The organism is Blautia glucerasea (assembly GCF_020537505.1).
Lineage (GTDB): Bacteria > Bacillota > Clostridia > Lachnospirales > Lachnospiraceae > Blautia_A.
In genome coordinates, this window is record NZ_JAJBMO010000003.1 from 68,983 (window position 1) to 94,587 (window position 25,605).

The window sequence follows — 25,605 nt, forward strand, 5'->3', positions numbered from 1 at the left end:
ATAACTGAAATATTGACGGAGAGGAGGTATAGCAGATGGGACTTATCATCTTAGTGATAGGTATTCTTATTGGATTGCTCATTGAGCGATACATATTTCAAGAAAAGCCAATTGGTTCGCTTCGAGTCGATCATTCAGATCCGGACAGCGGACCATATTTATTTCTTGAATTAGATCCTGGCGGAGCAAATGAGATTTATAAGAAGCAGCGTGTTTCATTGCGAGTGGAAATTAAGAATTATATTTCGCACAAATAGCACGTCCTATTATGAAAATCAATAATTTATCTGAAAGGAGATATCAGAAATGGATGAAAAGAATATTGAAGAATTATTGAGTGAGGAAATTGCAAGACAGATTAAGGGGTTATCTGAATTTGCATCCGGAAGTAAAGAAAAATCAATGGCAATTGATGAATTAGCTACACTTTACAAGCTAAGAATCGAAGAGAACAAAAGCGAATGGGATGCTGATGAGAAGTATAATTCTCGTGTTGCTGATAATGAGGCAAAGGAGCGAGATGAAAAACTTAAACAGCGGCAGATCGACGAGCAGGTTAAAGATCGATATTTCAAAGCTGGTATTGCTGGAGCAGAGCTTCTGTTACCATTGATATTCTATGGCATCTGGATGAATAAAGGATTCCGATTTGAAGAAACTGGAACAATTTCATCACAGGTATTCAGAAACTTAATCAACCGTTTCAGACCAACCAGGAAGTAAAAATTAATGTTCAAAGCGTCGAGGGCAATGGTACAAGCCCTCTTCGTTTTACGCGTCAAAATCATTGGCTACTATGAAAGGAGATGAAATATATGAGAAATATTTATATTGAAGTACCAACAACTACAAATGAGGTGATGATGAGCATACCTTACAGAAACGATGAACTATTGGGAAAAATTCATGTAATCTTTACAGAATTGGATGAATCCAAGGTTCGCATCGTAACTGTTCGAGCTAAAGACAGTGAAGACGACAAAGACTGGTCGATTCAGAGTAAACAGGTGATGAGCAAAAATATGCGAACTGTAGAATTCGATTTCGATTTCAGAGATGACGATGGAATAAAACTTCACGTTTCAACGAAAATAATGCTCTCATACAGTCACAGATGCATAATGGTTGACTGGTAAACTTTGATGGAGATGCTTACAATTATGTTTGCATCTCCTTTTATTTTTTGCGTGAAATTTACAAGGACTATTATGAGAGAATAAAGCTTTATCTCTTGACCAAAATAATACCGACGGATATACTGTGATATACAGATATGTACGACGGTCTATATGCGAAAGGAGATATTTAGCTATGAGTATTTTTAATGAAGAACTTATCAATTCTATGAAAACTGGCAAATACATTTGTCATGAGTGCGGAAATTTAATGGAATTTGAAGATGAAAAGTGGCGGGACACTTTAGTGTGCCCGAATTGCGGTCATAGCGTAGATTTAGATCACTATGGCTGTGAAGGAGAAGAAGAATATGAAAGTTTATATCCGACACTGGAAGAAGTCATAGAGTCCGATAAGTAAATACGTATAAGCTAAAAGGAAGAGTCTTGGAGAAATCTGAGGCTCTTTTCTTTTTGCCTAGGAGAACACAAATGAGATACCATTATCAGAAACCAGATATTTATAGATCAATGTATGGAGAAACTTATATTTGCAATCATCCAGTGTATAACAAATGCACACTGTTTAGAATAGGAGACAATGGATTAGCCGTTATTCAGCAGAGATTTAATGCAGAAACCAAAAGTACCTGGTGGGGAGAAGTGGATGCTTGGCTAACAGATACTTTATATCTACATCCAGGCTTTAGGAAATATTTTGACAACAGATGTGGAACATGTAAGGACGGGTTATACCCTACAGTAACGGTCAGACAGATTATGTGGGCATTAAAAATGAAGCCTATTCAGAGGCAACGATGGGAAACTTGTTTTGACAGGAGAGAAATATAGCGAAAATTACATGGGATGTTATGAAAGGAGAGTGACATTTTATGAACAAAACCATAATATTTGACGAAAAGTCATGCCAATGGAGTAAAAACGAATTGGTCAATGCGTGGACGTTAGGTGCTTACGAATGTCGATTAAACGATCATTTACAGACCCGCGGATACTTATTGCTGAGAGATGTATACGAAGCATTAGGAATACCGATAACTAAAGAATCGTTAATCGCCGGGTGGGTAAGAGCTAAAATCCATGAACAGTTTAGATTTGAAATTTATACAAAAACGAATGGCGTGATGGAAGCCGTACTACCGGATATGGAATTAGACATACGATATGCATTACCATCGGAAGAAGAGTCCTAACAAGGGCTCTTTCTTTTTCGCCATTTTTACAGCTCCTATTATGAGAAACGATAGCTTTTGAAAGGAGAAAAGGAGCATGGATGAAATGAGAATAGTATCGAAATTCACAAGAGGAATTATTTCCAAAGCGTTGAAGATGGTGGTACATAAGAAAACTGGATATAACGTGGATATTCAGTTAAATGAGATTACTACCACAATCAATGATGGAAAGACACACCTTCACTTGGATGTAGATGCTGAGCTGGAAAAGGACGAGCTTATTAAAATTCTAAAAAGTATCGGTTTGAACTAACCGGGAGGGGCGTGGGCAACGCCTCTTTCTTTTTACTTCGCAAAATTTACAAGGACTATTATGAGAGAAAGAGAAACGGGTAGCTCGATTGGGAGAGCAACGGATTGTTCCGTACTGCTTCTCTTTTATTTTTTATCGAAAGGAGAGCTAGTAAATGAATGTCTATTGAAGAATTAAAGCTAATGCTTAGTGACGTATTCGAGTTGGATATGTGGTTTCCAGAGTATTCTATTCGAAACCGAGAGTTCGAAAAGTCAAGTTATTCGGTCTGGGCATTAAAGGAATTAACAGAGTATGTCTCACAAAAAGTTTATCCAAGAAAGGAGGTTGCAGTTGACGAAATAATTGTACTTACGAATGAATTTAGAAACAAGATGAGACGGTATGCTCAAATCAGACAAGATAACAATTTTATGTTTGTTGTGGCACAAGATATTTTGTCTGATGTATTGGATGTGTTGCGTGCCACGAAATGAAAGGAGATAGTATGAAGAAATTAAACAAGAAGAATCTGAAAAAGGCATCACCAACCCTTTTATCATGTTTTGGAGCTGTTGGAGTAATTGGAACGTCTGCTCTGGCTGTAAAAGCTACGCCAAAAGCTCTTAGAAAAATAAGAGCAGATAGTAGAGAGAATCATAATGACCCGAATGCGTACACAAAACTCGAAGCTATTCAGTCCGCATGGATTTATTATGTTCCATCTGTAGTTATGGGAGCAGCAACGATTATTTGTATATTTGGAGCAAATATTCTGAACAAACGTCAGCAGGCGGCTTTAACCAGTGCTTATGCGTTGCTCAATGATGCATACCAGGATTATCGAGATAAACTGAAAGAACTGTATGGCGAGGATGCTCACAGAAAAATTATGGAAGCCATTGCTGTGGAGAAAGCAGATGATGTCTATATCGCGTCAGATGGATTTATCGGCGGCGGATCTCTCGATATTGAAGAGCATAATCCAGATGATAATGTATTATTCTATGATAGCTACTCAAAAAGATATTTTGAAAGCTCTCTTAATCGGGTAATTCAAGCAGAATATTACTCCAATCGAGATTTTGCCATTGGAACCCAATTATCAGTAAATGATTTTTATGGATTTCTTGGATTAGATCCGATTGATGATGGGGACGAAATTGGTTGGACGATGAGCAGTGGTTATAGCTGGATCGATTTTCGTCATTATAAAACGACATTGGAAGATGGGTTGGAAGTCTGCATTATTGACATGGATTATGTTCCAGAATTGGATTTTGAACAGTGCTAATTCGCAAAATGCACAAATGCTATTATGAAAGGAGAGTGAAGTCATGAACAGTAAGATGATTAAGGTTATTGGAATGGCAGCAACACTGATTGGAATAGGGGTAAATCTTATAACCGATTGGGTTGATGACCAAAAGATGGATGAAAAAATTGACAAAAAGGTGAATGAAGCACTTGCCAAGAAAGAAGCGGAGGAGTCCTGATGTGGACTCTTTTCGTTTTTATTTTTGCTAATGTTGTCCATTGAAAGCGTGATTTACATCATCCAGTATTGCCTTAATGAATCTTTGCAGGATTGTAGCTTTGAGCAGGGGAGCTATTTAAAATGGACGGTTAATGAATTATTAGATCGTCTTAGAGAAAATCCTGAAGTAACGCCTCTGATTATAATCAAAGATTTTAGAAATCAGATGGAAGAATATTCAAAAGTAAGTCCATTGACTGCAAGTATATTTTGTACCGCAAAAGAATTGACAGAATGGATTATCAACCTGCTAGTTGCTTAAATTTTAAATATTAACGAGAATAGGAGAAAATATTATGCCATTAGAAACTTTTGCCGCATCAAAACTTGTTCAGAAAATGCTTAGCTCTAATGCTTCACAGGAGGAACTTTATAACGCAAAGAAATATTTATTGGCGGCTGTAGATTACGATTCAGCATCGCTTGCGTTGAAATCTGTTGCAAATGAAACAAATATTAAAGAACTGAGTAAGAAATACCCGCTTTATGGTTCATGGATGGGTTCCAGCGATATATCTGCCAAAGAATTACTTAATTTAAACTTCGGTGTACCAAAGCACGAATATGATTTTTCCAAAACTAAAGTAGGTGACAAGATTACAGTAGACTTGAAAGAACTGGGAAAATTTGAAGCTACTGCCTATGAAGTGACAGATAACAACGTTCTTTTCATCTTTGATGATTATATTGCAGAGCGTCCTATGAATGAAAAGCCTACGAACGAAGGCGGATATGAAAAATCAGATCTGAAGAAATGGATTGATAGCTATTTATATAGTTTATTTCCATTAGAGTTGAAAACACGTATCATCGAGCTCACCATTCTTACAGTTGGACAGGTTGTTGGCTGGGACGATGCGTGGGATAAAAGCCATTTTGAACCAGATGGAGACGAACAGCTTCCACTTATGAAAAAGAGACGCAATCGAGTTGCTTATTTTAATAATGAATGCGAATGGGGCTGGCTTCGTAATGCAATGAAAAAAGAATACTCTTCGGCTTACTTTGCCTATGTGAACAGCAACGGCAGTGCGGATTACTACAACGCTTCGGGTTCTAATGGGGTTCGTCCGGCTTTCCGTGTGGTTAAGAAACTCAGCCTGTAATAACCTTCCGCCCCTTGTGGGCGGTATTACTAAAATTTGGAGGATATTTTGAAATGCAAAAAGTAAATCTACCGAAAGTGCTCAACGATTTGAAAATCAGAACAGTAAAACGTAGTCCGGAAATATTAACTGGCATTGGAATTGCTGGGATGATCACGACAACTGTGATGGCTGTAAAAGCAACTCCGAAAGCGCTCGTATTGATTGAACGCGAAAAAAATCGAGTGAACCATGAAAATTTGGAAGAAGCGAAGAGATCTGGCTGTGAAGAATGCAATCAAATCAGTCACTTAGAGCCGCTTGAAATTGTAAAAATCACGTGGAAATGCTATATTCCAGCTGGTATTACTTGTTTCGTGTCAATGGCTTGCTTGATCGGGGCAAGTTCTGTTAATCTCAGACGTAATTCTGCTCTGGCGATGGCATACACATTATCCGAATCCACTTTGAGAGATTATCAGAAAAAGGTAGTTGAGACCATCGGAGAGAAGAAGGAGCAGACAGTTAGAGATGCAGTCGCCAAGGAACACGTAGAAAAGAATCCCATAGAAAATAAAGAAGTTATCATCGTTGGCCGTGGCGATACTTTATGTTTTGATACTGTGTCTGGTCGATATTTCAGATCAGATATAGAGACAATCAAAAAAGCTGAAAATGAACTGGATGCCAGATTGAGAACCGAAATGTATATTTCCCTTAATGATTTCTATTATGAAATCGGTTTGGAACCGCTTAGAACAATCGGGGACGATCTTGGATGGAATATTGACAGAGGATTTCTGGATTTGAGTTTTAGTTCTCAATTAGCTACAGATGGAACGCCCTGCCTGGTAATCGACTATGGAGTTGCTCCGAGATACGATTATCGTAATCTTATGTAAGTACGCAAAATTTACAAAGTATATTATGAAAGAAAATTAATTTCGAAAACTGAAAGGAGAAAGAAATCATGGAAAACAACAATGAAATCATCGAAAACAGCGAGGAAGTTATGGAAACAGCAACTGAAGAAATCGTTAAGGCGGCTTCAAGCAACAGCAGTTTCAGTACAGCTACTAAGTTTGGATTAGCTATGATTGCGGGAGGATTGATCTGCAAATTTGTAGTAGAGCCAGGCGTAGCAAAATTGAAAAGAAAAGCAGAAGAACGTGCAGCGAAGAAAAGTGCATCTAATCCTAATAACGTTGTTGACGCGGATTATGAAGAAGTTCCAAATGACGATGCTCCAGAAGAATAAGCATCGAAATGAATTTTAGGAAGATTGAGTCTTAGAGAAATCTAGGACTCTTTCTTTTTTGTTTTTATATGGGAGGTGTCCTATGAACCAGTATACGTATGATGGTCCTGTTATGAATTTCGGGACTTGTATTTCAGATCAATGGCATGGAACAACATATGCTGTATCTGAGAAAAAAGCCAGGAGTAATTTGGCTTATCAGTTTAAGAAAAATAACAATCGCATAACGGGATCGAGGATCACTCTCCCGGGAAAGGTGAAGATGGTGAACAAATATGACTATTGATTTGGATACAGTTATTGGATTTGTTGGTGTAACAGTTGGCTTATTTGGTCTCGGATATGCTGTTGGAGCAAATAAGAAAATGAAAGAAGTTAGTGAAGTAGTTGGAAAATCCGTGGATTCCATGATTTCTGACGGTAAACTTGATATTCCCAAAGAACTTATTAATGAAACCATTAAGGAACGGGTGAACGAAAAAGTTGATTGCGAGATACAGAGAAAAGTAAAAGCAGCGTGCGATAACATCGTTATTGATGTGAAAACTTCTATGTACAACAAAATCAGCGATGCTGCGGAGAGAGCTGTAGATTCGACATACCGTTCTATGGAAGTTGAGGCGAAAGAGAAAATCAGAAAAGAGCTTCGCAATATTGATATTTCTGGTTTGAAACGGGAAGTAAAGGCGGAAGCTAAAGAAGCCGTTACCGAGAAACTTCAATCTTCCATGGACGATATCCTTGAAACCTATAATTCAAATCTTGCCAACGTGCAGAATATTTATAGCACAATCGCGAAATCAATGGCAGGAAGAGCATAAATTGGGAGGTGGTTAGAAAATGGCGACAGAAGAGTATAAATCAAATTCTCATAAATCAAAGGAGCAGAGTCAAGTGCCGGTTGAGAAAAAGGTAGAGAAAGTAATTTCTGGTTCTGCGAAGTCTAAGAAAAAGGGTGGGATTCAGAAACTTACAGGCATGTTTGTTCCGGAGGATGTTGATGATGTAAAAAGTTATATTTTTGAGGACATTGTGGTTCCCTATGTAAAAGATATGTTCCTTGATGCTGTAAAAGCATTTTTAGGCGTTAATGGAAGTTCTCGGGGAAAATCGTCCACATCTTCGAGAGTGTCATATCGAAAATATTATGATGATCGTGAACGCAGGGATAGTGGGTCTGGTAATCGCACTCGATCTGGTTATGAGTACGATGATATTATTATCGAAAATCGAGGGGAAGCTGAAGACGTGTTATCCAGAATGGATGAGCTTATTGATCAATATGGTCTGGTGAGCGTTGCTGATCTGTATGATCTTGTTGGTATTAATGGAAATTATACCGACAACAAGTATGGTTGGTTTAATATCCGAACAGCTTCCGTAGTTCGTGTACGAGATGGGTATATGATAAAACTGCCAAAAGCAGTACCATTAAATTAAAGAGGAGAAACGAAATGAATAAAAATGAAATTGTTAAAAAGGCATCTTCTGCCTTAGGAAAAGTAAACATCAAACTCAGAAAGCATAGTCCAGAGCTTTTAATTGCTGCTGGTGTAGTTGGAACGGTTGTTAGCACGGTTCTCGCTTGTAAAGCAACTACAAAATTAAGCACAATTCTGGACGAATCAAAAGGCAATATTGAAACTATTCACAAATGCGAAAATGATAAAGAAATGGAAGAGCGGTATTCTCAGGAAGATGCTAAGAAAGATTTAGCAATTGTGTATATACAGACTGGTGTTAAGATTGCAAAACTGTATGCTCCAGCTGTAGTTCTTGGAACTATTTCCATTGCCGGAATTGTTGCGTCCAATAACATTCTAAGAAAAAGAAATGTGGCATTGGCTGCCGCTTACGCAACAGTTGATAAATCTTTCAAAGAATATCGTAGCAGAGTGGTTGAACGATTCGGTGCTGATGTCGACAAAGAGCTTCGATACAATATCAAAGCTAAGAAAATCGAAGAAATGATCAAGGATCCCGAAAGTGGAAAAGAAAAGAAATCCAAAACGACTGTAAATGTTGCGGCTCCGACAGTCGATGACTATGCAAGATTCTTTGATAAGACTTGTCGACATTATGAAGAGAATATGAATTACAATCTTATGCTGCTCAGATCTCAGCAACAGTTAGCAAACGATAAACTTGTTGCAGATGGATTCCTGTTTCTAAGTGATGTGTATGATATGCTCGGTATTACTCGTACAAAGATGAGCCAGTCTGTTGGCTGGATTTATAAACCAGATGGAAATTCAAACGGAGACAATTTCGTTGATTTCGGAGTTATGGTTGTTAAAAGAGAAACTGAAGACGGCGGATATGAAGATGCCATCTTAATGAACTTTAATGTTGACGGTCCTATTCTGGATCTTATCTGATGGAAAGGAGATTTTATTATGACGGGATTAATGGCTTTTACATTTTCAGCAGCAGCTGGCATTTGCTTCTTTAGTGGAATCGCAGTTCTTATGGGTGGAAAGGGGAATCACTAATGGACGGATTTGGAAATTTCATTTCAATGATGGACTTTATTCTTGATACGAAAAGAAAACGTCATATCACAGGAGGCATTCTTTTGAGTGCTTCCTTACTTTTCGGAGGGCTCGCTCTTACCGTGATGACAATCAATGAGGGGGAAACTAATGATAATGAATAAAAAGACAACTATTCTTTTAGCATTTATTTTAGGAGCGGCTTCTGGATCTGCTGTAACTTGGTATTCGGTTAAGAAAAAATATGAAGAGATTGCGCAAAGAGAAATTGATTCGGTAAAAGAAGTTTTTGCTAATCGCGAAAAAGAACGGAATAAAGATGTTGTAGCGAAAAACGTAACCGAAGACAAAAAAGAAAAGCCGGAACTCAAAGAATATGCAGCCAAACTTCATAGACAAGGTTATACAAAATATTCGGAGTATTTTGATGGTGGTATCAGCGAAGAGAAAGAAAGCGTGGTTAACGGTCCGTATGTAATTTCTCCAGAGCAGTTTGGTGAAAATGAAGATTACGAGAAAATCAGTCTAACATATTATGCCGATCAGATATTGGCGGACGAAAACGATGAAATAATTGAAGATGTGGAAGAGATGGTCGGTTTTGAGTCATTGAACCATTTCGGAGAATATGAAGACGATTCGGTATTTGTTAGAAATGACGCTAAGAAATGCGATTATGAAATTCTCCTAGATCAGAAGTTATATTCTGATGTAATCAATGAGATGCCACATCAGATGGAGGTATGATGACGAGGGATGAACTGAATAAGGCGTATTTTGAGTGGATGTATAGTCTTGTCTGTGACGATGAACCATCTTACCGAGAATTATTTCATTTCCTTCATGGTGTTGATTTTACATATACAATCGATATGGATGGAAATCGTTTTGACGACGGCATCAATCTGCGATATCGCTTTGCGGATGAAAGTGGATATAATGGGCGGATGGTTGCGAAATATTTAGACTCTCGTCCATGTAGCGTATTGGAGATGCTTTTAGCACTAGCCATTCGATTAGAAGAGCATATTATGTCAGATCCAGAGCAAGGCGACCGAACTAGAATTTGGTTCTGGACTATGCTTTCTAATCTGGAGCTCGATGATATGATTGATTCCAGATTCGATGCGAATCATGTAGAAAATGCGATTCAGAAATTATTGAATCGGGAATACGGACGTGACGGTAAAGGCGGTTTGTTCAGAATAAAGCATTGCAAATACGATTTAAGAAACGTTGAAATCTGGTATCAGGCAAACTGGTACTTAAATGGCGTGAAATAGGAGGTAATATTACATGCTTGAGTATATTTTCAATAGTATGAAAAACACGGAGAAAAACTTTGAAATCATTTGCAGAAATCTGAAGAGGCAGAAGAGTTTTAACAAGTCTGTTGTATTCTTTTCTTTTTCTGTAGCTGCTTATGCATTTACAAATGAAATTGAAAAAAGGAACCAGGCAATGAGGATCAAGAATCTTGAGAAAGAGATTGAAAATATCAACAATAGAAACAACGAGCCAGGAGACGAAATGTGATGTGATGATGGATTTTATGATAATTTCAACACGTTCCAACAAACGCGGAATAATTGAAATCTATCCTAAATTTATAATCAAAAAAAGTTCTGATTTGATGATCCGCGGCGGTGATTTTTATGCTATCTGGATTGAGGAACGAGGATTATGGTCTACGGACGAACAAGATGCATTGCAACTTATCGACCGTGAATTGGATAGATATGCCGAAGAAAATAGAACGAAATTCAATTCGGACATAAAAGTTCTGCATATGTGGGACGCTGAATCTAAAATGATAGATTCGTGGCACAAATATTGCCAGAAGCAAATGAGAGACAATTTTCATGCGCTTGACGACAAACTTATATTTTCAAACATGGAAACAAATAAAAAAGACTACGCCAGCAAAAAGTTGAGTTATCCGCTTGAAGCTGGCGATTTGTCTGCTTATGAGAAATTAATGTCTACTTTATATTCCGAAGAAGAACGAACGAAAATAGAGTGGGCTATAGGTTCTATCGTATCTGGAGAGTCAAAGAAAATACAGAAATTTATGGTTCTTTATGGCGCACCAGGATCTGGAAAGGGAACGGTTTTAAATCTCATACTTTCATTATTTGAGGGTTATTACTCAGTATTCGATGCAAAAGCATTGGGATCGAGTAGTAACTCTTTTGCATTGGAAGCATTTAAAGCCAACCCACTTGTCGCGATTCAGCATGATGGTGACTTGTCTAAAATCGAGGATAATACTAGACTGAACAGTTTAGTTTCTCACGAGCTTATGACTGTGAACGAGAAGTTTAAATCTGCATATTCCAGTAGATTTAATGCTTTCTTATTTATGGGAACTAACAAAGTAGTAAAAATAACAGATGCAAAATCGGGTCTTATAAGACGACTGATTGATGTATCACCCTCTGGGAATAAATTAAGTCCGAAAGAATACAAAGCAATTGTAAGTCAGATTGATTTTGAGTTGGGCGCGATTGCTTATCATTGTAAAAATGTATATTTAGCAAATCCTGGCAGATATGATGATTACATTCCAATCACCATGCTTGGTGCATCAAATGATTTCTACAACTTTATAATTGATTCTTATCACGTATTCAAGAAAGAAAACGGAACTACACTAAAAGCAGCATGGGAGATGTACAAAACTTATTGCGATGAGGCGAAGGTGAGTTATCCGTTTTCGCAGAGGGTGTTTAAAGAGGAACTTAAAAACTATTTCAGAGATTTTCAAGAAAGATTTAATTTGGACGATGGAACCAGAGTGAGGAGCTATTACGTGGGATTTCGAACTGAAAAATTCGAAGCGGAAATCGTATCGGATAATTCTTCGGAAGGGATAGCAACTAATGCTATAGAACTTCACGATAGTGCTGTTTCCATATTTGATGAGATGTGTGGGGATTGCCTGGCACAATATGCTTCGGACAATGAAACTCCTCAGAAAAAATGGGAAAAAGTAACTTCTAAATTATCAGAGATAGATCCAACAAAACTCCATTACGTAAAAGTTCCAGAAAATCATATCGTTATTGATTTTGATATTCCAGATGAGCAAGGGAATAAATCTTTAGAAAAGAATATGGCAGAAGCTAGTAAATGGCCTCCGACATATGCCGAACTCTCTAAATCTGGACAAGGTGTGCATCTTCATTATATTTACACTGGAGATCCAGCTGCATTGAGCAGAGTATATGACGACCATATCGAAATTAAGGTCTTTACTGGAAAAAGCTCATTGAGACGTAAGTTGTCCAAATGTAACAATCAACCTATCGCAAAGATTAGCTCTGGTTTACCACTGAAAGGAGATAACAAAATGGTAAATTTTGAAGCAATAAAAAGCGAGAAAGGGCTTAGAACACTGATAAAACGAAACCTCAATAAAGAGATTCATCCTGGAACTAAGCCGAGTATCGATTTTATATACAAAATATTGGAAGACGCATACAAAAGTGGTCTTCAGTACGATGTAACAGATATGCGGAATGCAATATTAGCATTCGGTGCAAATAGTACACACCAAGCAGAATATTGCGTGAAGCTTGTAAGTAAGATGCACTTTAAATCAGAAGAACCAGCCTGCGCTGTAAAAAATGAAAAGGCAAAGCTGGTCTTTTATGATATTGAAGTTTTTCCAAACCTGTTTCTTGTCAATTGGAAGATGGAAGGCGTCGGAAAACCTGTAATACGTATGATTAATCCTACACCACAGGAAATTGAGGAACTTATGCAATTTCGGCTGGTTGGATTTAACTGTCGCAGATACGATAATCATTTCTTATATGCGCGACTTATGGGGTATACCAACGAACAGCTTTATAATCTTTCACAAAGAATTATTAAAGGTGGTCCAAATTGCTTCTTTGGTGAGGCGTATAACGTATCGTATACGGACGTTTACGATTTTGCATCCGCTGGAAACAAGAAGAGCTTAAAGAAGCTTGAAATTGAGATGGGAAATCTTTCTGAAGAGAAGCTCAAAAAGAAAGGATTTTCAGATTTCGAAATTCAGATCATCAAAGCTGGAACTCATCATCAGGAACTTGGACTTCCATGGGACCAGCCGGTACCAGAGGAATTATGGATTAAGGTCGCTGAATATTGTGACAACGATGTTATAGCAACTGAGGCAGCATTTACATATCTGAAAGCCGATTGGACCGCAAGACAAATTCTGGCAGATTTAGCAGAAATGACTGTAAACGATACAACCAATAGTCTTACAACCAGAATTATATTTGGTAAAAATCGTAATCCTCAGAATGAATTTCATTATAGGGATTTATCAAAGCCTGTTGGTACGCTTGATCAGGAAAGTCTTGATTTCTTAAAAGAAGCTTGCCCTAAAATGATGGAAGATTTTCATTATGGTTGGAAAAATAACGGTAAGGAAAAAGTTCCATTTGAAGAATCCAGTATTCTACCATATTTCCCTGGGTATGAATTTGAGTGTGGAAAATCGACCTATAGAGGCGAAGAAGTCGGAGAGGGTGGATTTGCACAAGGTGCTCCTGGAATGTATGGAAATGTTGCGCTTTTGGATGTTTCATCAATGCACCCGCATAGTGTAATCGCAGAGGTGCTATTCGGACCTAAGTTTACAAGAGCGTTCCGGGAAATTGTTGAAGGACGAGTGAGCATCAAACATGAGGCATGGGATATTGTGAATACTATGCTGGATGGAAAACTTACTCCATATATTCAGAGGGTTATTGATGGCGATATGACATCGAAAGATTTAGCAAATGCGTTAAAGACAGCCATCAACTCGGTGTACGGACTCACATCCGCTTCATTTGCTAATCCATTTAAAGATCCAAGAAATATTGACAATATTGTAGCTAAACGTGGAGCTTTATTCATGATTGACTTGAAGAACGAAGTTCTCAATCGTGGGTTCCAGGTAGCACATATCAAGACCGATTCGATTAAGATTCCGGATGCAACACCGGAGATAATTCAGTTTGTCATGGATTTCGGAGAACGATATGGCTATACATTTGAGCACGAAGCTACATATGATCGGATGACTTTAGTCAACGATGCGGTTTATATTGCCAAGTATAAGGATGCAGAGGATTGTAAGGCATTATATGGATATATCCCAGGAGACAATAAAAAGAATGGTGGAAAGTGGACTGCTACAGGAACTCAGTTTCAGATTCCATATGTATTTAAAAAGCTGTTCAGCGGAGAAGAAATCGCATTTGAAGATATGTGCGAGACCAAATCGGTGAGCAGCTCTTTATATTTGGATTTAAATGAAACTTTACCAGATGTATCAAAAGAAGAAAAAGAATTTGCCAAAGCAGAAAGTGACTATAAAAAAGGTCTTATTTCCGACATCACATTTGAATCTACCTGCCAGGAATTGAATCCGAAAATCGCGAAGGGACATAATTACAGATTCGTTGGAAAAGTTGGTCAGTTCTGTCCGATGAAAGAAGGATATGGTGCTGGATTACTTATGCGTGAAAAAGACGGTAAGTATTACGCGGCAACCGGTTCCAAAGGATATCGGTGGATGGAATCGGAAATGGTTAAAGAGCTTGGAAAAGAGGACGGAATCGACCATTCTTATTATGACAAGCTTGTTGATGAAGCTGTGAAGACTATTTCTCAGTATGGCGATTTTGAATGGTTTGTGTCCGACGATCCATATATTGAAGAGCTTGGAGCAAACGATGCAGACTGTATGCCTTGTGGTGATGGAAAGTACAAGAGTTGCTACGATTGCCCCGATTTCAAGAACGATTATCCGTTAAACATGTCCTGCGATAAAGGCTTTAATATCGGAGATGTTTTGATGGGGCTTTGCATGAATAAACCAGAAAATTAATAAGGAGATATTTTAACAATGAGAGACAATTTAGTAATTATCGAGGGAACAAAATTTATTTACAAAACAAATTTCTCTGGTGATCCAGATAGAGACACTTATGGAAATACTCAGAGAAAAGGGAATCTGATTATTCCGGATATTGAGCAGGCAAGAAGACTTATCGATGAAGGCTTCAATGTTAAACTGACAAAGCCGAAACCAGGAGAGGAAGAAGGATTTATTCCAAGATATTATGTAGCCATCAAAGTGAACTACGAGAGCGAATGGCCGCCTAAAATTTTCTTAATGACAGGCGAGAACGATCGTCATGGAGTCCTTCTGGATGCGGAATCTGTTAGTAATATCGATTACATGTGGATCGATAACGTGAATGTTGTTCTGAATAAATACGAGGGAAAGAACGGAAAATCTCTCTGGGTTAAGAGTATGGAAGTATTCCAGAAAATGGATGACGATCCGATTAGTATGAGACATTCCGATGTAAATCGCGATCAGTCTGATGAGGAAGATGATATTCCATTTAACTAAGCATTTCGTAATTTTGAAAGGAGATCAAGATGAACGAATTTGAACTTGGACAGATAGTGTGTACCCGTGGTATCGCAGAAGCGATGAAAAAAGACCGAAATTTATATTTATTCATTTTGGATGCCTTGTATGGGAAGTATTGCAAATGTGACTGGGGTGATACCTGTGAAGAAGATGTTAGAAGTAACAACGAAGCTGTAAAAAATGGTGAGAGAATTTTAGCTGCTTATATGTATGGTGATACGAAAATTTGGATAATCACTGAATGGGATAGAAGTGCAACAACGATTCTTTTTCCAGAAGAATATTGATGGAGGGCTCATGAAAAAAAGATATTCCATAAGTTCATTCCAATGCTGTCAATCAATAGAAAATTTTTATGCAAACGTTGCCAAAATAATCGGAATTACTGTAACCGACAATACGGTTTATGATTGCAGAAAGATAAGAGTAACCGTACCGGTGCAGAACTGTATTTTCGCATATTATAAAGAAAACGGATTTTCTAATGCTGCAATTTCATGTAACTGGCTTATGAGAGGTCCGAAAGCAGATCTGACTGGCGACGATTTAGCATTTGAAGTTGAAGATGGATTCACAAGCGAAAGTGGAGACTTATGTGCGCATTAGAATTACGTGAGTATCAACTAAAAGCTGTTGAGCAAATGAAAAACGGATGTATTCTTTGTGGTGGAGTTGGTAGCGGGAAATCTAGAACATCTTTGGCGTATTATTACGTCCGTAATGGTGGCTGCCTGGAAACGGATGAGTATATGCCTATGGATGATCCGCCGAAAGACTTATACATAATTACAACTGCTCGAAAGAGAGATACTTTAGAATGGGAGGGTGAGCTTGCGCCCTTCCTTCTTTCTACTCACGAAGATGTTAATTTATATTGTAATAAAGTAATTGTTGATTCTTGGAACAATATAAAAAAATATTCCGATGTTAGAAACGCATTCTTTATATTTGACGAGCAGAGAGTTATAGGTTCTGGAACATGGGTTAAAGCGTTCTTGAAGATTGCGAAATCAAACGAGTGGATTCTTTTATCAGCAACACCTGGTGATACTTGGCAGGATTATATTCCGGTATTTATAGCAAATGGATTTTATAAAAACCGGAGCGAATTTATAAGGGAGCATGTTATATACAGCCGATTTAGTAAATTTCCAAAGATTGACAGGTATATAGATACTGGAAGATTGATCCGTTTACGAAACTCCATTCTCGTGAATATGGATTTCAAACGCCAGACCGTTTCGCATCATGAAGATATCTATGTCAAATACGATGTTTCAGAATACAAAATGGCTGGGAAAAACAGATGGAATCCCTTCAAGCAAGAACCAATCATTAATGCGGCTGAATTATGTTATGTTTGGCGAAAGATAGTTAATACCGATACATCCAGGCAAATCGCATTATTGGAAATCATTGAGAAACATCCAAAAGCAATTATATTTTACAATTTTGATTATGAATTGGAGTTGTTAAAACAGATTTTATCTGAATATGAGATTGCAGAATGGAACGGACATAAGCATCAGCCTATACCAACAGGCTCGGCGTGGGTATATTTGGTACAGTACAATGCCGGAGCAGAAGGATGGAATTGTATTACAACTGACACAATAGTATTCTTTTCTCAGAATTATTCTTACAAAATAATGTCACAGTCAGCTGGACGGATTGACAGAATGAATACTCCATTTACGGATTTATATTATTATCATTTGAAATCGAGATCTGGTATAGACCTAGCTATTAGTAAGGCTCTGAAAGAGAAGAAAACATTCAATGAAACGAGATGGTTTAATAAAAGTCGGGGGCATTCGGTGTAAAGGATGGTGGATTGACGTGCAAATACTGAAAACATTAAAAACATTGACTATGTTTATATGGATGTTATCTATTAAATTAAAAATGTTATCAGAAGAAGAGTTTAATGCTTTGATAACGTGCTGTACTTATGAAGAGACTGTATACGCATTTTTACTTCGATATTGTGTATGAATGAGGTGTCACATGGAAAATATTTACAGAGAAGTAAATTTTGAAAAATATTGTCCTACTTGCGAGCATAAGAAAAAGGATGAAAAATTTGATCCTTGTAATGATTGTTTAGCAGAGGGCATGAACACAAATTCAGAAATACCAATCTATTGGAAGGGGGAGGAATGATAATGGTAGAAAGTGTTATTGTTAGCGTGAATTTTCCAGATGATGGTGGTGAAGACACTGGGATATTATTAGTAGGAAAACCAAAACCAGGTCACGCTTCAGAAATCATCAATGCATTTGAGGGAAAGGCAGCACGAGAACTTTATAAGAAATTGACGAAAAGAAAGGTGGTGCCAGAGGCATGAGCTTTCAATACGATCAGTATCTGGCACAGCACCGATCAAATGTAAAAAGAGGATATGAATGGCTATGTGAGAATTTACCAGATGTAATAAAAGACGCTGTGAATGCTGGATGGCAGACTGGATTTGCTCACGATCAGTCTAAGGATGAGCCGGATGAGTACAACGCTTACGACGCATATTTTTATGGTAATAATCGTTCTTTTAAAGTTGTACAGGATTACCAGCGAGCTTGGCTCTTACATATTCATCGTAATCCGCATCATTGGCAACATTGGGTATTAATCAATGACGATCCAAAAGAAGGAGAAATCGTGTTGGAGATGCCATACGATTATATTATTGAAATGATCTGCGACTGGTGGGCGTTCAGCTGGGCACAGGAAAATCTGGATGAGATATTCAACTGGTATGAAGAACATTCAAAGTATATGAAGCTTGCTCCCGACACAAGGAAAACTGTAGAAGATATTCTCAGTAAGATCAAGGTTAAGCTGGACGAGGATAGCAATGCGGAAATTCAGCATAGTGGAGTCAAAGGTACGAAATGGGGTGTTAGAAATGGTCCACCATATCCGATAGAAGAAAATAAAAAGGTTGCAAAAGTTCGCAGACATGATAATCTTGTAGAAGAAGCAATTCATTCTGGGGAAGTATCCAAGACAGTCAATAAAGATAAACAAAAGCGTCATACCAAATCAGACCATTTACCAGGAAGAAGCTATCTTGATGGTGATGTAGAATATGCTCAGAAGTTGGTTGATAAGTATGGCGGTAAAGGCGAATCAAGATTAGATCGCAACGGACACTGGAATCATCGAGAACGTATTACTGCCGATCATGATATTGGTACGTACGTTGATGAAAGCGGAAACGAAGTTGTATCTAACACAGCTATGATCGTATATTCTAAAACGGGAACGCACGTTTATCCAGCAAGAAGAAAGGAGAAAAATAATGCTTAGTCAGAGTCTTGAAGGAAAAAGAGTTAAAATAATTTGCACAGATGGAGAAGAATTTGAAGGAATTGTTTCGGATTATATATTTCCAGACGACAACGAACCAGAGGGAATCGCAGCAATCGACATTGAAGATTGTCCACAGAGACCTGGATTGTGTATCGGCTTCAATGAAGATGAAATCGAGTCAATTGAAGTATTGGGGTAGACCATGAACCATTTTACCGTTCTCATTCATATACGGATGATATAAATCTTTATCCATGCTAATCCCCCCTTCCATATATTTTTGTGGAATACAGCATATAGCGTAACAAAGAAAAAGTCAATAAATTTATAAACTGACCCATGAGTCTTAACTGGCTTGTGGGTTTTATTTAATTGGAGGAAAATTGAAATGAAAAAATCAAGTTGGAAGTTAATTCTTATTATTGTTGCAGGAATTCTTGCGGTTGTCATGTTAGGCGTATTCGGAGTGCAGAGCTCGCAGAATAAAGCTTTTTCACTGGAGGAGCAGGTGAATACAGCTGATTCAGACATCAAAGTTCAGGAAAAAAGACGTGTGGATCTGGTTTATAACCTTGTAGATTGTGTAAAGCAGTACGATAAACACGAAGCTGATACACTTACTGCTATCGTAGAAGGACGAGGTTCAACCGGAGATATCGAAAATGTTACCACTGCGATTGCAGCTGTAAGCGAGGCTTATCCGGAATTAAAATCTAATGAAAATTATAAGGAATTGATGAATGAACTTTCTATTACAGAAAATCTAATTGCGGAATATCGCAGTAACTACAACAAACAGATAAAGGTATACAGACGTTATGTAAGAAAATTCCCTACACGAATCTTTTTAGATATTCTCGGCTATGAGCTTCAGGAGTATACATATTTGAATTACGATGCTCCAGTTGATGCTCCACAGAATTTGTTCGGGGAATAAGCTTATGAAGAAATGGAACAGATTTGATTTCGGAGACTTTGAAATCACAAAAAGAGAGATCTTAGTAAGTATATCTATCATTGCAGTTCTGTTACTCATTGGCTTTATAATTTCCGGCAAAATCTCAGACCATTTGATGGATAAAAACGAAAAGTATAACAAAGCGGTAAAGATTAAAGAACAAGATCTGTTTGAATATGGTATGCGGACTGATATTGGAAACGCATTTATCTATGGTGATTTGGAAGCTGTTGACACTGTTACTTATCCGGAGATTGGTGGAAAGTATATGTATGTGAGAAAGGTTGAAGAGCATTACACGAGACATACTCGTAAGGTAGCTCACACAAGGACTGTGAATGGAAAATCCCACACATATTATACGACGGAAGTTTATTGGTCATGGGATTATGTCAGGAGTGAGGATAAGACTTGCAAAGAGGTATCTTACTTGAAACATATATTCTCAAGTAAGAAGATTCAATTACCGGACGACGATTATATTGACACATTAAAGGAATCTTCCCATGTACGTTTCAAATACTATGGAGTTGGTTTGAAGTACACTGGGACGATATTTACAGAATTAAAAAATAAAACAATAAAAAATAATTCACCATTCTATGAGAATATGACGATTGATGAGACCGTAGATCACTTAGAATCCGATTTTGCGTTATGGTTATTCTGGATTTTCTGGATAATTTTAATCGGAGCATGTGTCTACGGTTTTTATTATCTTGACAATGAATGGCTTGAATAAAAAGAAAGGAGATTACGAAAATGAGCAAAATTAAGAGAGAAAAATCAAAAATGGAGTTATGGGCTGAAAATGAGGTAAAGATTGCTTGCCATCGTAAAGGGGACGAATTCGATTATGGTTGTGCCAGCTATGAAAGCGCACTGAAAGCATTTAAAACCCTTTGCAAAGATGAACATTCTGGAGCGAGTATTATGTTTACTAAAGCTATTCTCAATCGAATGATTACTGGTAAGCCTCTTACACCAATCGAAGATACTGAAGATGTGTGGAATGAAGTACACGGCAGAAAGGATGCTTCTAAACATTACCAGTGCAAGAGAATGAGCTCTCTGTTCAAGGATGTTAAACCCGACGGAACTGTTAAGTATACAGATGTGGATCGTTTTCATGGAGTCAATATTTCCAATCCACATTGTAGTTATCACAGCGGTTTGATTGATACTGTGATGAGCGAACTATTTCCTATCGCAATGCCTTATATGCCTTTGATCGACGCATATCGTGTTTTTACAGAAGATTTCCTAGTAGATCCAAAGAACGGCGACTACGATACGGTTGGTATTTTATATGTAGTAACCCCTAAGGGTGAAAAAGTTGAAATCAACCGATATTTCAAAGATGCACCGGTAGGATTTGCTGAGATTGATGAAAAAGAATATCTGGAGAGAAAAGAAGCAGCAAAAGCACGACTAGAGAAAGCTGGTGATAATAATGCTTAATTTTATTATCGGATTTATTATTGGCGTTATTCTTGGAGTCTTTATGCTTCTCTTTGTACAGGGAGGAACAAGATGAAACGCTATAATTTTATTAAAGGGATGAATAGTAACTTGGAACTTTCTGATAAAGAACGTCGGCGCATATTAAGACGGAGTGTAGAGAAAGATCCATGGAAATTGAAGTGTACCATTGCTATGGAAGAATTTGCAGAATTACAACAGCAGGTAAGCAAAGAAATTCGAGGATATCACGATCAATATGGACTCTTGGAAGAGATGGCAGATGCTTATATTTGTCTGAATTTCCTTGAGTCCATTTTTAATATTAGCCCGGAAGAAATTCAGAAGGCTATTGATGTGAAATTATATAGAGAAAAGGGGAATCTCAAATGAGTAGAAATATTGAAATCGCAGGAACCATATCTTTCGGTGGAAAGCTTCTTAATGTGTATGGAGATCTTGATGCTCCGTTATTTAAGGCTAAGGACATTAGCCATGTTATCGAATATAGTTCTGGTAACGAATGGAAAATGCTTGAGATGTGTGAAGACGACGAAAAGCTGAAACTACCAATGGTAGTAGCAGGTCAGCGGCGATCCGTCAACTTTGTAACTGAGAATGGGTTGTACAATATTCTTTCCCAGAGTCGTATGGAGATCGCGAGAGCTTGGAGACGAATTGTGCATGACGAACTCATTAACATGAGAAGAACCAAAGGGCGAAATATCGCAGAGCAATTTGAAGAATGGGACCATGCTCTGGATAATATCTACTTTGATGAAGAAACTGGAAAACTCATGCAGTCAGTAACTGTGCAGGGCGGAGACGTTGAGCAGATTCCTTATGAGGAAGATTCAGATGGAGATTGATAACGTTAAGGATTGCATAGAGGTCAAAATTCATGCTGGATTAGTTATTGACAATAAGACTTTTGAATTGTGCATGGGCTTAATTGCTGCATATGCCAGAAACGAAGGTCTGAAGGGATTGGATATTCGTTTTAGCGATTTTGGTGGAGGATATTTAAAGAAGAAACAAAAGAATGATATTTAATAATGCGGTTTAGGTCACAGTGACGACTTCCAGGTACGAAAAACTACCTAAGCGGAATGAATGTAACACGAGAGTTAGCACCCCGGACGACGCGGCATAGTCCACCGCCCGCATTATTTTGAAAGGAGAAAATCGTTATGAGAAAAACAAAACATAATGCGTTGGATGAAAATGCGATTTATGGCGCGCCTATTTGGAAATCCGATGGAGCAAAAGGCTCCGGGTTTGTTGAAGATTATAACAGGGAATTGTCACCACATCCTTCTTTTAGTTGTGGACTTACTCCTGTATCTAAAAACGTTTTTATGAGTTTGACTATTCACAGAGGAAGGGGAGGACAATGGTAGAGTTTGTTGGGAACTGGGGAGAAAGACCAGAGAGCGAAACAGTAAGATGGAGAAATGATGTAACGGCTGCTAAAGAGCTTTGTTACCCAAAAGATGTTGTGAGAAAAATTGAGGATGAATCTGATCCGTACAAACGGCAGCGGATGCTTTGCGATGCAAGACACAAATATTTATAATGTATGTTCTTTTGAAAGGAGACTATGATGTACAGCTTTAAGATTTTTATATTTTTATGGATTCTTATTGGGGCAATATTTTGCTTATATGCTCTTTCCACTGACAAAATAAAAGTACTTGTAAACGAGAGACCTCTTTTGGAAACAGCCATAGCTATGATGTATGCCATGATTGCTAGTCCATACTGGCTGATTGCGGGAATTATTAAAGTACTGTTTAGTAAAGGGTGACGGAAAAGTGAAAAGCGAAATTACTTATAAAATCATGGTATCTCGTGCTGATTCAGATGCTATTAAAGATTTGATCGATATTTTGGAGAATTGTCCGATGGGATTGAATAACGACGATTACGTGGAAATAATGAAAACCATAGCTTATCACAACTATGAAACCGATATTGAAGGCGTAGAAATCGAGTATGAGGAGGATTCAATCATATGATATTTGTAATAAACAACTTAAAGTATGATACGGATAAGATGGAGCTTATCTCTGATAAATGTGAATATTGGTATAAAGGAGAACTATTAGGTACACCAATGCGCGACTGTGGAGAAGCAGCAAAGATAATTGGCTCTTAACGTATAGATCTAATTATACTACCTATGGAAAAGCATTATATGAAAAAGAGGTTGAGAATATTCTGATTCAATACGATTCGGAAAAGTATGAACAAATATTTGGAGAGGTGGAAGAAGCATGAGTAATATTGGAATCGCTGCCAACTTATTTCAACCAAGCGGAAAGTGTTTAAAATGTCGTCATTGGAATCCGGCCACAAAAGATTTTATGGGAAATGGAACGGACGGACATTGTAGACTTGCTTACTGCAAAAATTCCCGACCAGAAAGGAGAAACAAAAAGAGATGATTAAATTAGAAAATGTGGTTCTGGGGGTGTTTATCGAATGATTCAGTTATCCGGGCGGTTTCTAAAATATAATCTTATTGATAAAAATGGTGTCCAATTTCCAAAATCAGCAACTATTAAAATCCCAAGCAAAGTCTTTGTGCTCTTCAATTTTGATAAGTCACATCCCATTGGTATTGCGAAAGTTATTAAAGATGAAGAAGGGCTTTTGGCAGAAATTGAAAGCGAAATGGATGATATCTTAGAATTACTTGAATACGATAAGGTTGGATGCGGTGGATATTATCGTGCGGTTAAAAGTCATATGGGATACGGTATAAAAGTTATTGACTCCGCTGAATTGGTGTCTATATCTATCACGTTAGCACCATCTAGTGCGGAATATTATGTTTCCAGAAAGGAGAAGAAAAATGATTAAATTAGAAAATGTGGTTCTGGCGAGTCCAGAGCAGATGGAGTTTATTATCGAGGGAATGAGAAATCCTATGAATTCATGGGAGAAGAGTGATAGTTGGATAGGTTGTAAAAATGGAGATAAATGCGAAGAATGTTATAATCTTCCATACGATCCATGCGGTATGGAATGGGAAAATTTATACATTGGCGAAAATGATCACTCGCTCATGCAGCGCTTATCCAACGCCGGTACGGAGCATCGTAAATATATGAGAATGATGCCCGTGTATGTGAGAATTACAGCGCCGTTGTATTGGTAGTTCTTTCTGCCAATGAAACACTTTACCTGTTTATCAGCAGGGGTCACGCGAAAAATATGTATTGTATTATGAGAGAAAGACCAGGCGTGTTCGGTGACGAATTGCGTAAGACCTAGTGGGATAGACGGTAAGTAGGACCTTACCCTTTCTCTTTTTATATTTCAGCGTGGCTAACGGGGAACCACCCATTGGAATCCCGTGGGAAACATTTCAAAAATATATTTCGCGAAAAATACGCATTGTATTATGAAAGAAAAAGGTGCAGATTGTGGATGCCGTGAAGGTCCAACGCCTATATACAAAATAGTGCTACGATTCAGTAATGAATTGGGAATGATAAAGGCTTTGTTTGCGAATCTGTGACTGAGCGAAAGGACGGCTTACGCGCTCGATATTTTCTTTTTTCGCGAAAAATACAGCTACTTTAATGAAAGGAGAGTGATTATTATGTCCATAGAAAAGATAGTACTTAAGATGGCGACTCATTACCATGCAAACTTGATTGATATTCATAACGCTTTACACGCTTTAGGTTTAAAAAGCGATGAGCAAGCAGAAGAATTCAATAAGAAGCATATGATGAAGATCGTTGATATGTATACGAGAAGAGGATATGATATTACTAAATAAGATTAAAGCCTTAGTTGAAATATACTAGGGCTTTCTCTTTTGTATTTTTGAAATGAACCTGTAGAGGCTATCCCCTATGCCTTCTGGGCGGGGGAGTAGGGCTACTATTGATACGTAGCTGGGTTTTAGGAAACGAAGCCCATGAAAACCGAAATGGTGTCTTCACTATTTTAGTGAGTAAAAGATAGTCCATTAATGGGAAAGAATTTGATACATATAAGGTTGGTACTGTTGCGAACTCCTGTAGTACGATGCATAAGATTGCTGAGAAAGAGTTTACGTTGGAAGATTTCTCGACGGAACATTTGAAAAACAGTCCATTTGATAGGGATTGGATAACCAGTGCTATGGTTGATGAAGACGATAAATCACCTCATAAAGTATGGGCTACACCACTTGACATTCTCCGATATACGATAGAAATGCTAAATTTATATCGCACTGAATATCTTGAAACTAAATCTAAGGATGACTGGTGGCAGATGATCCAGCTTCTTCCGAGTAGCTATAACCAGACTCGCAATGTTATGTTGAATTATGAGGTGCTGGCTAATATTTACAGACAGCGAAAAAATCACAAGTTGGATGAATGGCGAGAGGTTTGTAAGTGGATCGAGAGCCTTCCGTATAGTGAGTTGATTACCGTAGACTCTTGTGAGGCGATAAAAGAAGAAG

General features: G+C 37.8%; 43 protein-coding genes and 1 pseudogene. All 44 read left to right on the forward strand.

The genetic code is table 11. The features are described from left to right. Nucleotides 1–35 precede the first annotated feature (35 nt). Nucleotides 36–257 carry a beta-lactamase induction signal transducer protein gene (locus LIQ05_RS03380; protein WP_226818632.1) on the forward strand — a complete coding sequence of 74 codons (222 nt, stop codon included), beginning with the start codon at nucleotides 36–38 and terminating at the stop codon, nucleotides 255–257. A gap of 49 nt (nucleotides 258–306) precedes the next feature. Then, a complete protein-coding gene (locus LIQ05_RS03385; RefSeq protein ID WP_195982756.1) occupies nucleotides 307–723 on the forward strand; it encodes a hypothetical protein in 417 nt (138 codons plus the stop codon). A 92-nt stretch (nucleotides 724–815) separates the two neighbouring features. After that, nucleotides 816–1,136 carry a hypothetical protein gene (locus tag LIQ05_RS03390; protein WP_195982757.1) on the forward strand — a complete coding sequence of 107 codons (321 nt, stop codon included), beginning with the start codon at nucleotides 816–818 and terminating at the stop codon, nucleotides 1,134–1,136. Nucleotides 1,137–1,311: 175 nt separating this feature from the next. Continuing rightward, the gene (locus LIQ05_RS03395; RefSeq protein ID WP_195982758.1) at nucleotides 1,312–1,536 is read left to right on the forward strand and encodes a DNA-directed RNA polymerase I; all 225 of its coding nucleotides are present in this window, start codon (nucleotides 1,312–1,314) and stop codon (nucleotides 1,534–1,536) included. Between the two features lie 71 nt (nucleotides 1,537–1,607). Further along, on the forward strand, nucleotides 1,608–1,967 hold the full coding sequence (locus LIQ05_RS03400) for a hypothetical protein (RefSeq protein WP_195982759.1): 360 nt from the start codon (nucleotides 1,608–1,610) through the stop codon (nucleotides 1,965–1,967). Nucleotides 1,968–2,008: 41 nt separating this feature from the next. After that, a complete protein-coding gene (locus LIQ05_RS03405; protein ID WP_226818636.1) occupies nucleotides 2,009–2,329 on the forward strand; it encodes a DUF6353 family protein in 321 nt (106 codons plus the stop codon). 76 nt (nucleotides 2,330–2,405) lie between these two features. Beyond that, entirely contained in the window at nucleotides 2,406–2,624 is a 219-nt protein-coding gene (locus LIQ05_RS03410; protein WP_195982761.1) for a DUF3194 domain-containing protein, read from the forward strand. A gap of 158 nt (nucleotides 2,625–2,782) precedes the next feature. Next, nucleotides 2,783–3,100: a hypothetical protein gene (locus tag LIQ05_RS03415; protein ID WP_195982762.1), complete on the forward strand. Its 318-nt coding sequence runs from the start codon at nucleotides 2,783–2,785 to the stop codon at nucleotides 3,098–3,100. A gap of 11 nt (nucleotides 3,101–3,111) precedes the next feature. Continuing rightward, complete coding sequence (locus tag LIQ05_RS03420; RefSeq protein WP_226818639.1) at nucleotides 3,112–3,897, forward strand: DUF6353 family protein; 786 nt, start codon at nucleotides 3,112–3,114, stop codon at nucleotides 3,895–3,897. Between the two features lie 43 nt (nucleotides 3,898–3,940). Continuing rightward, complete coding sequence (locus LIQ05_RS03425) at nucleotides 3,941–4,099, forward strand: hypothetical protein (protein ID WP_195982764.1); 159 nt, start codon at nucleotides 3,941–3,943, stop codon at nucleotides 4,097–4,099. A gap of 337 nt (nucleotides 4,100–4,436) precedes the next feature. Beyond that, entirely contained in the window at nucleotides 4,437–5,246 is an 810-nt protein-coding gene (locus tag LIQ05_RS03430) for a DUF6273 domain-containing protein (protein ID WP_226818641.1), read from the forward strand. Nucleotides 5,247–5,299: 53 nt separating this feature from the next. Continuing rightward, entirely contained in the window at nucleotides 5,300–6,127 is an 828-nt protein-coding gene (locus LIQ05_RS03435; RefSeq protein ID WP_195982766.1) for a DUF6353 family protein, read from the forward strand. Between the two features lie 68 nt (nucleotides 6,128–6,195). Further along, the gene (locus LIQ05_RS03440; RefSeq protein ID WP_195982767.1) at nucleotides 6,196–6,483 is read left to right on the forward strand and encodes a hypothetical protein; all 288 of its coding nucleotides are present in this window, start codon (nucleotides 6,196–6,198) and stop codon (nucleotides 6,481–6,483) included. 82 nt (nucleotides 6,484–6,565) lie between these two features. Then, the gene (locus LIQ05_RS03445) at nucleotides 6,566–6,769 is read left to right on the forward strand and encodes a hypothetical protein (RefSeq protein ID WP_195982768.1); all 204 of its coding nucleotides are present in this window, start codon (nucleotides 6,566–6,568) and stop codon (nucleotides 6,767–6,769) included. Continuing rightward, complete coding sequence (locus tag LIQ05_RS03450; RefSeq protein ID WP_226818642.1) at nucleotides 6,759–7,304, forward strand: hypothetical protein; 546 nt, start codon at nucleotides 6,759–6,761, stop codon at nucleotides 7,302–7,304. The genes LIQ05_RS03445 and LIQ05_RS03450 overlap by 11 nt, the downstream gene beginning before the upstream one ends. Before the next feature lie 19 nt (nucleotides 7,305–7,323). After that, nucleotides 7,324–7,923, forward strand: a complete 600-nt coding sequence (locus tag LIQ05_RS03455) for a hypothetical protein (RefSeq protein WP_226818645.1) — start codon at nucleotides 7,324–7,326, stop codon at nucleotides 7,921–7,923. A 14-nt stretch (nucleotides 7,924–7,937) separates the two neighbouring features. Then, entirely contained in the window at nucleotides 7,938–8,861 is a 924-nt protein-coding gene (locus LIQ05_RS03460) for a DUF6353 family protein (protein ID WP_226818647.1), read from the forward strand. Between the two features lie 113 nt (nucleotides 8,862–8,974). Further along, nucleotides 8,975–9,139: a histidine kinase gene (locus tag LIQ05_RS03465; protein ID WP_195982772.1), complete on the forward strand. Its 165-nt coding sequence runs from the start codon at nucleotides 8,975–8,977 to the stop codon at nucleotides 9,137–9,139. Next, nucleotides 9,126–9,722 carry a hypothetical protein gene (locus tag LIQ05_RS03470; RefSeq protein WP_318289467.1) on the forward strand — a complete coding sequence of 199 codons (597 nt, stop codon included), beginning with the start codon at nucleotides 9,126–9,128 and terminating at the stop codon, nucleotides 9,720–9,722. The genes LIQ05_RS03465 and LIQ05_RS03470 overlap by 14 nt, the downstream gene beginning before the upstream one ends. Next, the gene (locus LIQ05_RS03475; protein WP_195982837.1) at nucleotides 9,722–10,258 is read left to right on the forward strand and encodes a hypothetical protein; all 537 of its coding nucleotides are present in this window, start codon (nucleotides 9,722–9,724) and stop codon (nucleotides 10,256–10,258) included. The genes LIQ05_RS03470 and LIQ05_RS03475 overlap by 1 nt, the downstream gene beginning before the upstream one ends. Before the next feature lie 13 nt (nucleotides 10,259–10,271). Next, nucleotides 10,272–10,511 carry a hypothetical protein gene (locus LIQ05_RS03480; protein WP_226818649.1) on the forward strand — a complete coding sequence of 80 codons (240 nt, stop codon included), beginning with the start codon at nucleotides 10,272–10,274 and terminating at the stop codon, nucleotides 10,509–10,511. Between the two features lie 4 nt (nucleotides 10,512–10,515). Continuing rightward, a complete protein-coding gene (locus LIQ05_RS03485) occupies nucleotides 10,516–14,850 on the forward strand; it encodes a DUF5906 domain-containing protein (RefSeq protein WP_226818920.1) in 4,335 nt (1,444 codons plus the stop codon). 18 nt (nucleotides 14,851–14,868) lie between these two features. Beyond that, the gene (locus LIQ05_RS03490; RefSeq protein ID WP_226818651.1) at nucleotides 14,869–15,381 is read left to right on the forward strand and encodes a hypothetical protein; all 513 of its coding nucleotides are present in this window, start codon (nucleotides 14,869–14,871) and stop codon (nucleotides 15,379–15,381) included. Between the two features lie 29 nt (nucleotides 15,382–15,410). Beyond that, on the forward strand, nucleotides 15,411–15,692 hold the full coding sequence (locus tag LIQ05_RS03495) for a hypothetical protein (protein WP_226818653.1): 282 nt from the start codon (nucleotides 15,411–15,413) through the stop codon (nucleotides 15,690–15,692). Between the two features lie 10 nt (nucleotides 15,693–15,702). Next, nucleotides 15,703–16,011 (forward strand): L-tyrosine decarboxylase, encoded by a 309-nt coding sequence (locus LIQ05_RS03500; RefSeq protein ID WP_195982776.1) that lies wholly within the window; start codon nucleotides 15,703–15,705, stop codon nucleotides 16,009–16,011. After that, entirely contained in the window at nucleotides 15,999–17,228 is a 1,230-nt protein-coding gene (locus tag LIQ05_RS03505) for a DEAD/DEAH box helicase family protein (protein WP_226818654.1), read from the forward strand. Before LIQ05_RS03500 ends, LIQ05_RS03505 begins: the two co-directional genes overlap by 13 nt. Nucleotides 17,229–17,412: 184 nt before the next feature. Next, nucleotides 17,413–17,568 carry a hypothetical protein gene (locus LIQ05_RS03510; protein ID WP_195982778.1) on the forward strand — a complete coding sequence of 52 codons (156 nt, stop codon included), beginning with the start codon at nucleotides 17,413–17,415 and terminating at the stop codon, nucleotides 17,566–17,568. A 2-nt stretch (nucleotides 17,569–17,570) separates the two neighbouring features. Then, nucleotides 17,571–17,753 carry a hypothetical protein gene (locus LIQ05_RS03515; protein ID WP_226818657.1) on the forward strand — a complete coding sequence of 61 codons (183 nt, stop codon included), beginning with the start codon at nucleotides 17,571–17,573 and terminating at the stop codon, nucleotides 17,751–17,753. Continuing rightward, nucleotides 17,750–18,715: a DUF5662 family protein gene (locus LIQ05_RS03520; RefSeq protein WP_226818661.1), complete on the forward strand. Its 966-nt coding sequence runs from the start codon at nucleotides 17,750–17,752 to the stop codon at nucleotides 18,713–18,715. Before LIQ05_RS03515 ends, LIQ05_RS03520 begins: the two co-directional genes overlap by 4 nt. Then, a complete protein-coding gene (locus tag LIQ05_RS03525; RefSeq protein ID WP_195982781.1) occupies nucleotides 18,708–18,917 on the forward strand; it encodes a hypothetical protein in 210 nt (69 codons plus the stop codon). Before LIQ05_RS03520 ends, LIQ05_RS03525 begins: the two co-directional genes overlap by 8 nt. 189 nt (nucleotides 18,918–19,106) lie before the next feature. Further along, nucleotides 19,107–19,655 carry a LemA family protein gene (locus LIQ05_RS03530; RefSeq protein ID WP_226818663.1) on the forward strand — a complete coding sequence of 183 codons (549 nt, stop codon included), beginning with the start codon at nucleotides 19,107–19,109 and terminating at the stop codon, nucleotides 19,653–19,655. 4 nt (nucleotides 19,656–19,659) lie between these two features. Then, nucleotides 19,660–20,418, forward strand: coding sequence for a hypothetical protein (locus LIQ05_RS03535; RefSeq protein ID WP_226818665.1), 759 nt, complete (start codon nucleotides 19,660–19,662; stop codon nucleotides 20,416–20,418). Nucleotides 20,419–20,438: 20 nt separating this feature from the next. After that, nucleotides 20,439–21,137, forward strand: a complete 699-nt coding sequence (locus LIQ05_RS03540; protein WP_226818666.1) for a hypothetical protein — start codon at nucleotides 20,439–20,441, stop codon at nucleotides 21,135–21,137. 72 nt (nucleotides 21,138–21,209) lie between these two features. Then, a complete protein-coding gene (locus tag LIQ05_RS03545) occupies nucleotides 21,210–21,530 on the forward strand; it encodes a hypothetical protein (RefSeq protein ID WP_195982784.1) in 321 nt (106 codons plus the stop codon). Beyond that, on the forward strand, nucleotides 21,527–22,006 hold the full coding sequence (locus LIQ05_RS03550; protein ID WP_226818667.1) for a Bro-N domain-containing protein: 480 nt from the start codon (nucleotides 21,527–21,529) through the stop codon (nucleotides 22,004–22,006). Before LIQ05_RS03545 ends, LIQ05_RS03550 begins: the two co-directional genes overlap by 4 nt. Then, complete coding sequence (locus LIQ05_RS03555) at nucleotides 21,996–22,190, forward strand: hypothetical protein (RefSeq protein WP_226818669.1); 195 nt, start codon at nucleotides 21,996–21,998, stop codon at nucleotides 22,188–22,190. Before LIQ05_RS03550 ends, LIQ05_RS03555 begins: the two co-directional genes overlap by 11 nt. A gap of 137 nt (nucleotides 22,191–22,327) precedes the next feature. After that, the gene (locus LIQ05_RS03560; protein ID WP_226818670.1) at nucleotides 22,328–22,537 is read left to right on the forward strand and encodes a hypothetical protein; all 210 of its coding nucleotides are present in this window, start codon (nucleotides 22,328–22,330) and stop codon (nucleotides 22,535–22,537) included. Continuing rightward, complete coding sequence (locus LIQ05_RS03565) at nucleotides 22,531–22,713, forward strand: hypothetical protein (protein WP_226818672.1); 183 nt, start codon at nucleotides 22,531–22,533, stop codon at nucleotides 22,711–22,713. Before LIQ05_RS03560 ends, LIQ05_RS03565 begins: the two co-directional genes overlap by 7 nt. A 238-nt stretch (nucleotides 22,714–22,951) precedes the next feature. Continuing rightward, nucleotides 22,952–23,155 (forward strand): hypothetical protein, encoded by a 204-nt coding sequence (locus LIQ05_RS03570; RefSeq protein WP_226818674.1) that lies wholly within the window; start codon nucleotides 22,952–22,954, stop codon nucleotides 23,153–23,155. Beyond that, entirely contained in the window at nucleotides 23,152–23,295 is a 144-nt protein-coding gene (locus LIQ05_RS03575; protein WP_226818676.1) for a hypothetical protein, read from the forward strand. Before LIQ05_RS03570 ends, LIQ05_RS03575 begins: the two co-directional genes overlap by 4 nt. 326 nt (nucleotides 23,296–23,621) lie before the next feature. Next, nucleotides 23,622–24,002 (forward strand): hypothetical protein, encoded by a 381-nt coding sequence (locus LIQ05_RS03580; RefSeq protein ID WP_226818678.1) that lies wholly within the window; start codon nucleotides 23,622–23,624, stop codon nucleotides 24,000–24,002. After that, the gene (locus tag LIQ05_RS03585; protein ID WP_226818680.1) at nucleotides 23,995–24,300 is read left to right on the forward strand and encodes a hypothetical protein; all 306 of its coding nucleotides are present in this window, start codon (nucleotides 23,995–23,997) and stop codon (nucleotides 24,298–24,300) included. Before LIQ05_RS03580 ends, LIQ05_RS03585 begins: the two co-directional genes overlap by 8 nt. A gap of 447 nt (nucleotides 24,301–24,747) precedes the next feature. After that, a complete protein-coding gene (locus LIQ05_RS03590) occupies nucleotides 24,748–24,930 on the forward strand; it encodes a hypothetical protein (RefSeq protein WP_226818682.1) in 183 nt (60 codons plus the stop codon). 200 nt (nucleotides 24,931–25,130) lie between these two features. Then, a pseudogene (locus LIQ05_RS20545) lies at nucleotides 25,131–25,565 on the forward strand (hypothetical protein); the annotation flags it as partial. Nucleotides 25,566–25,605: the final 40 nt, after the last annotated feature.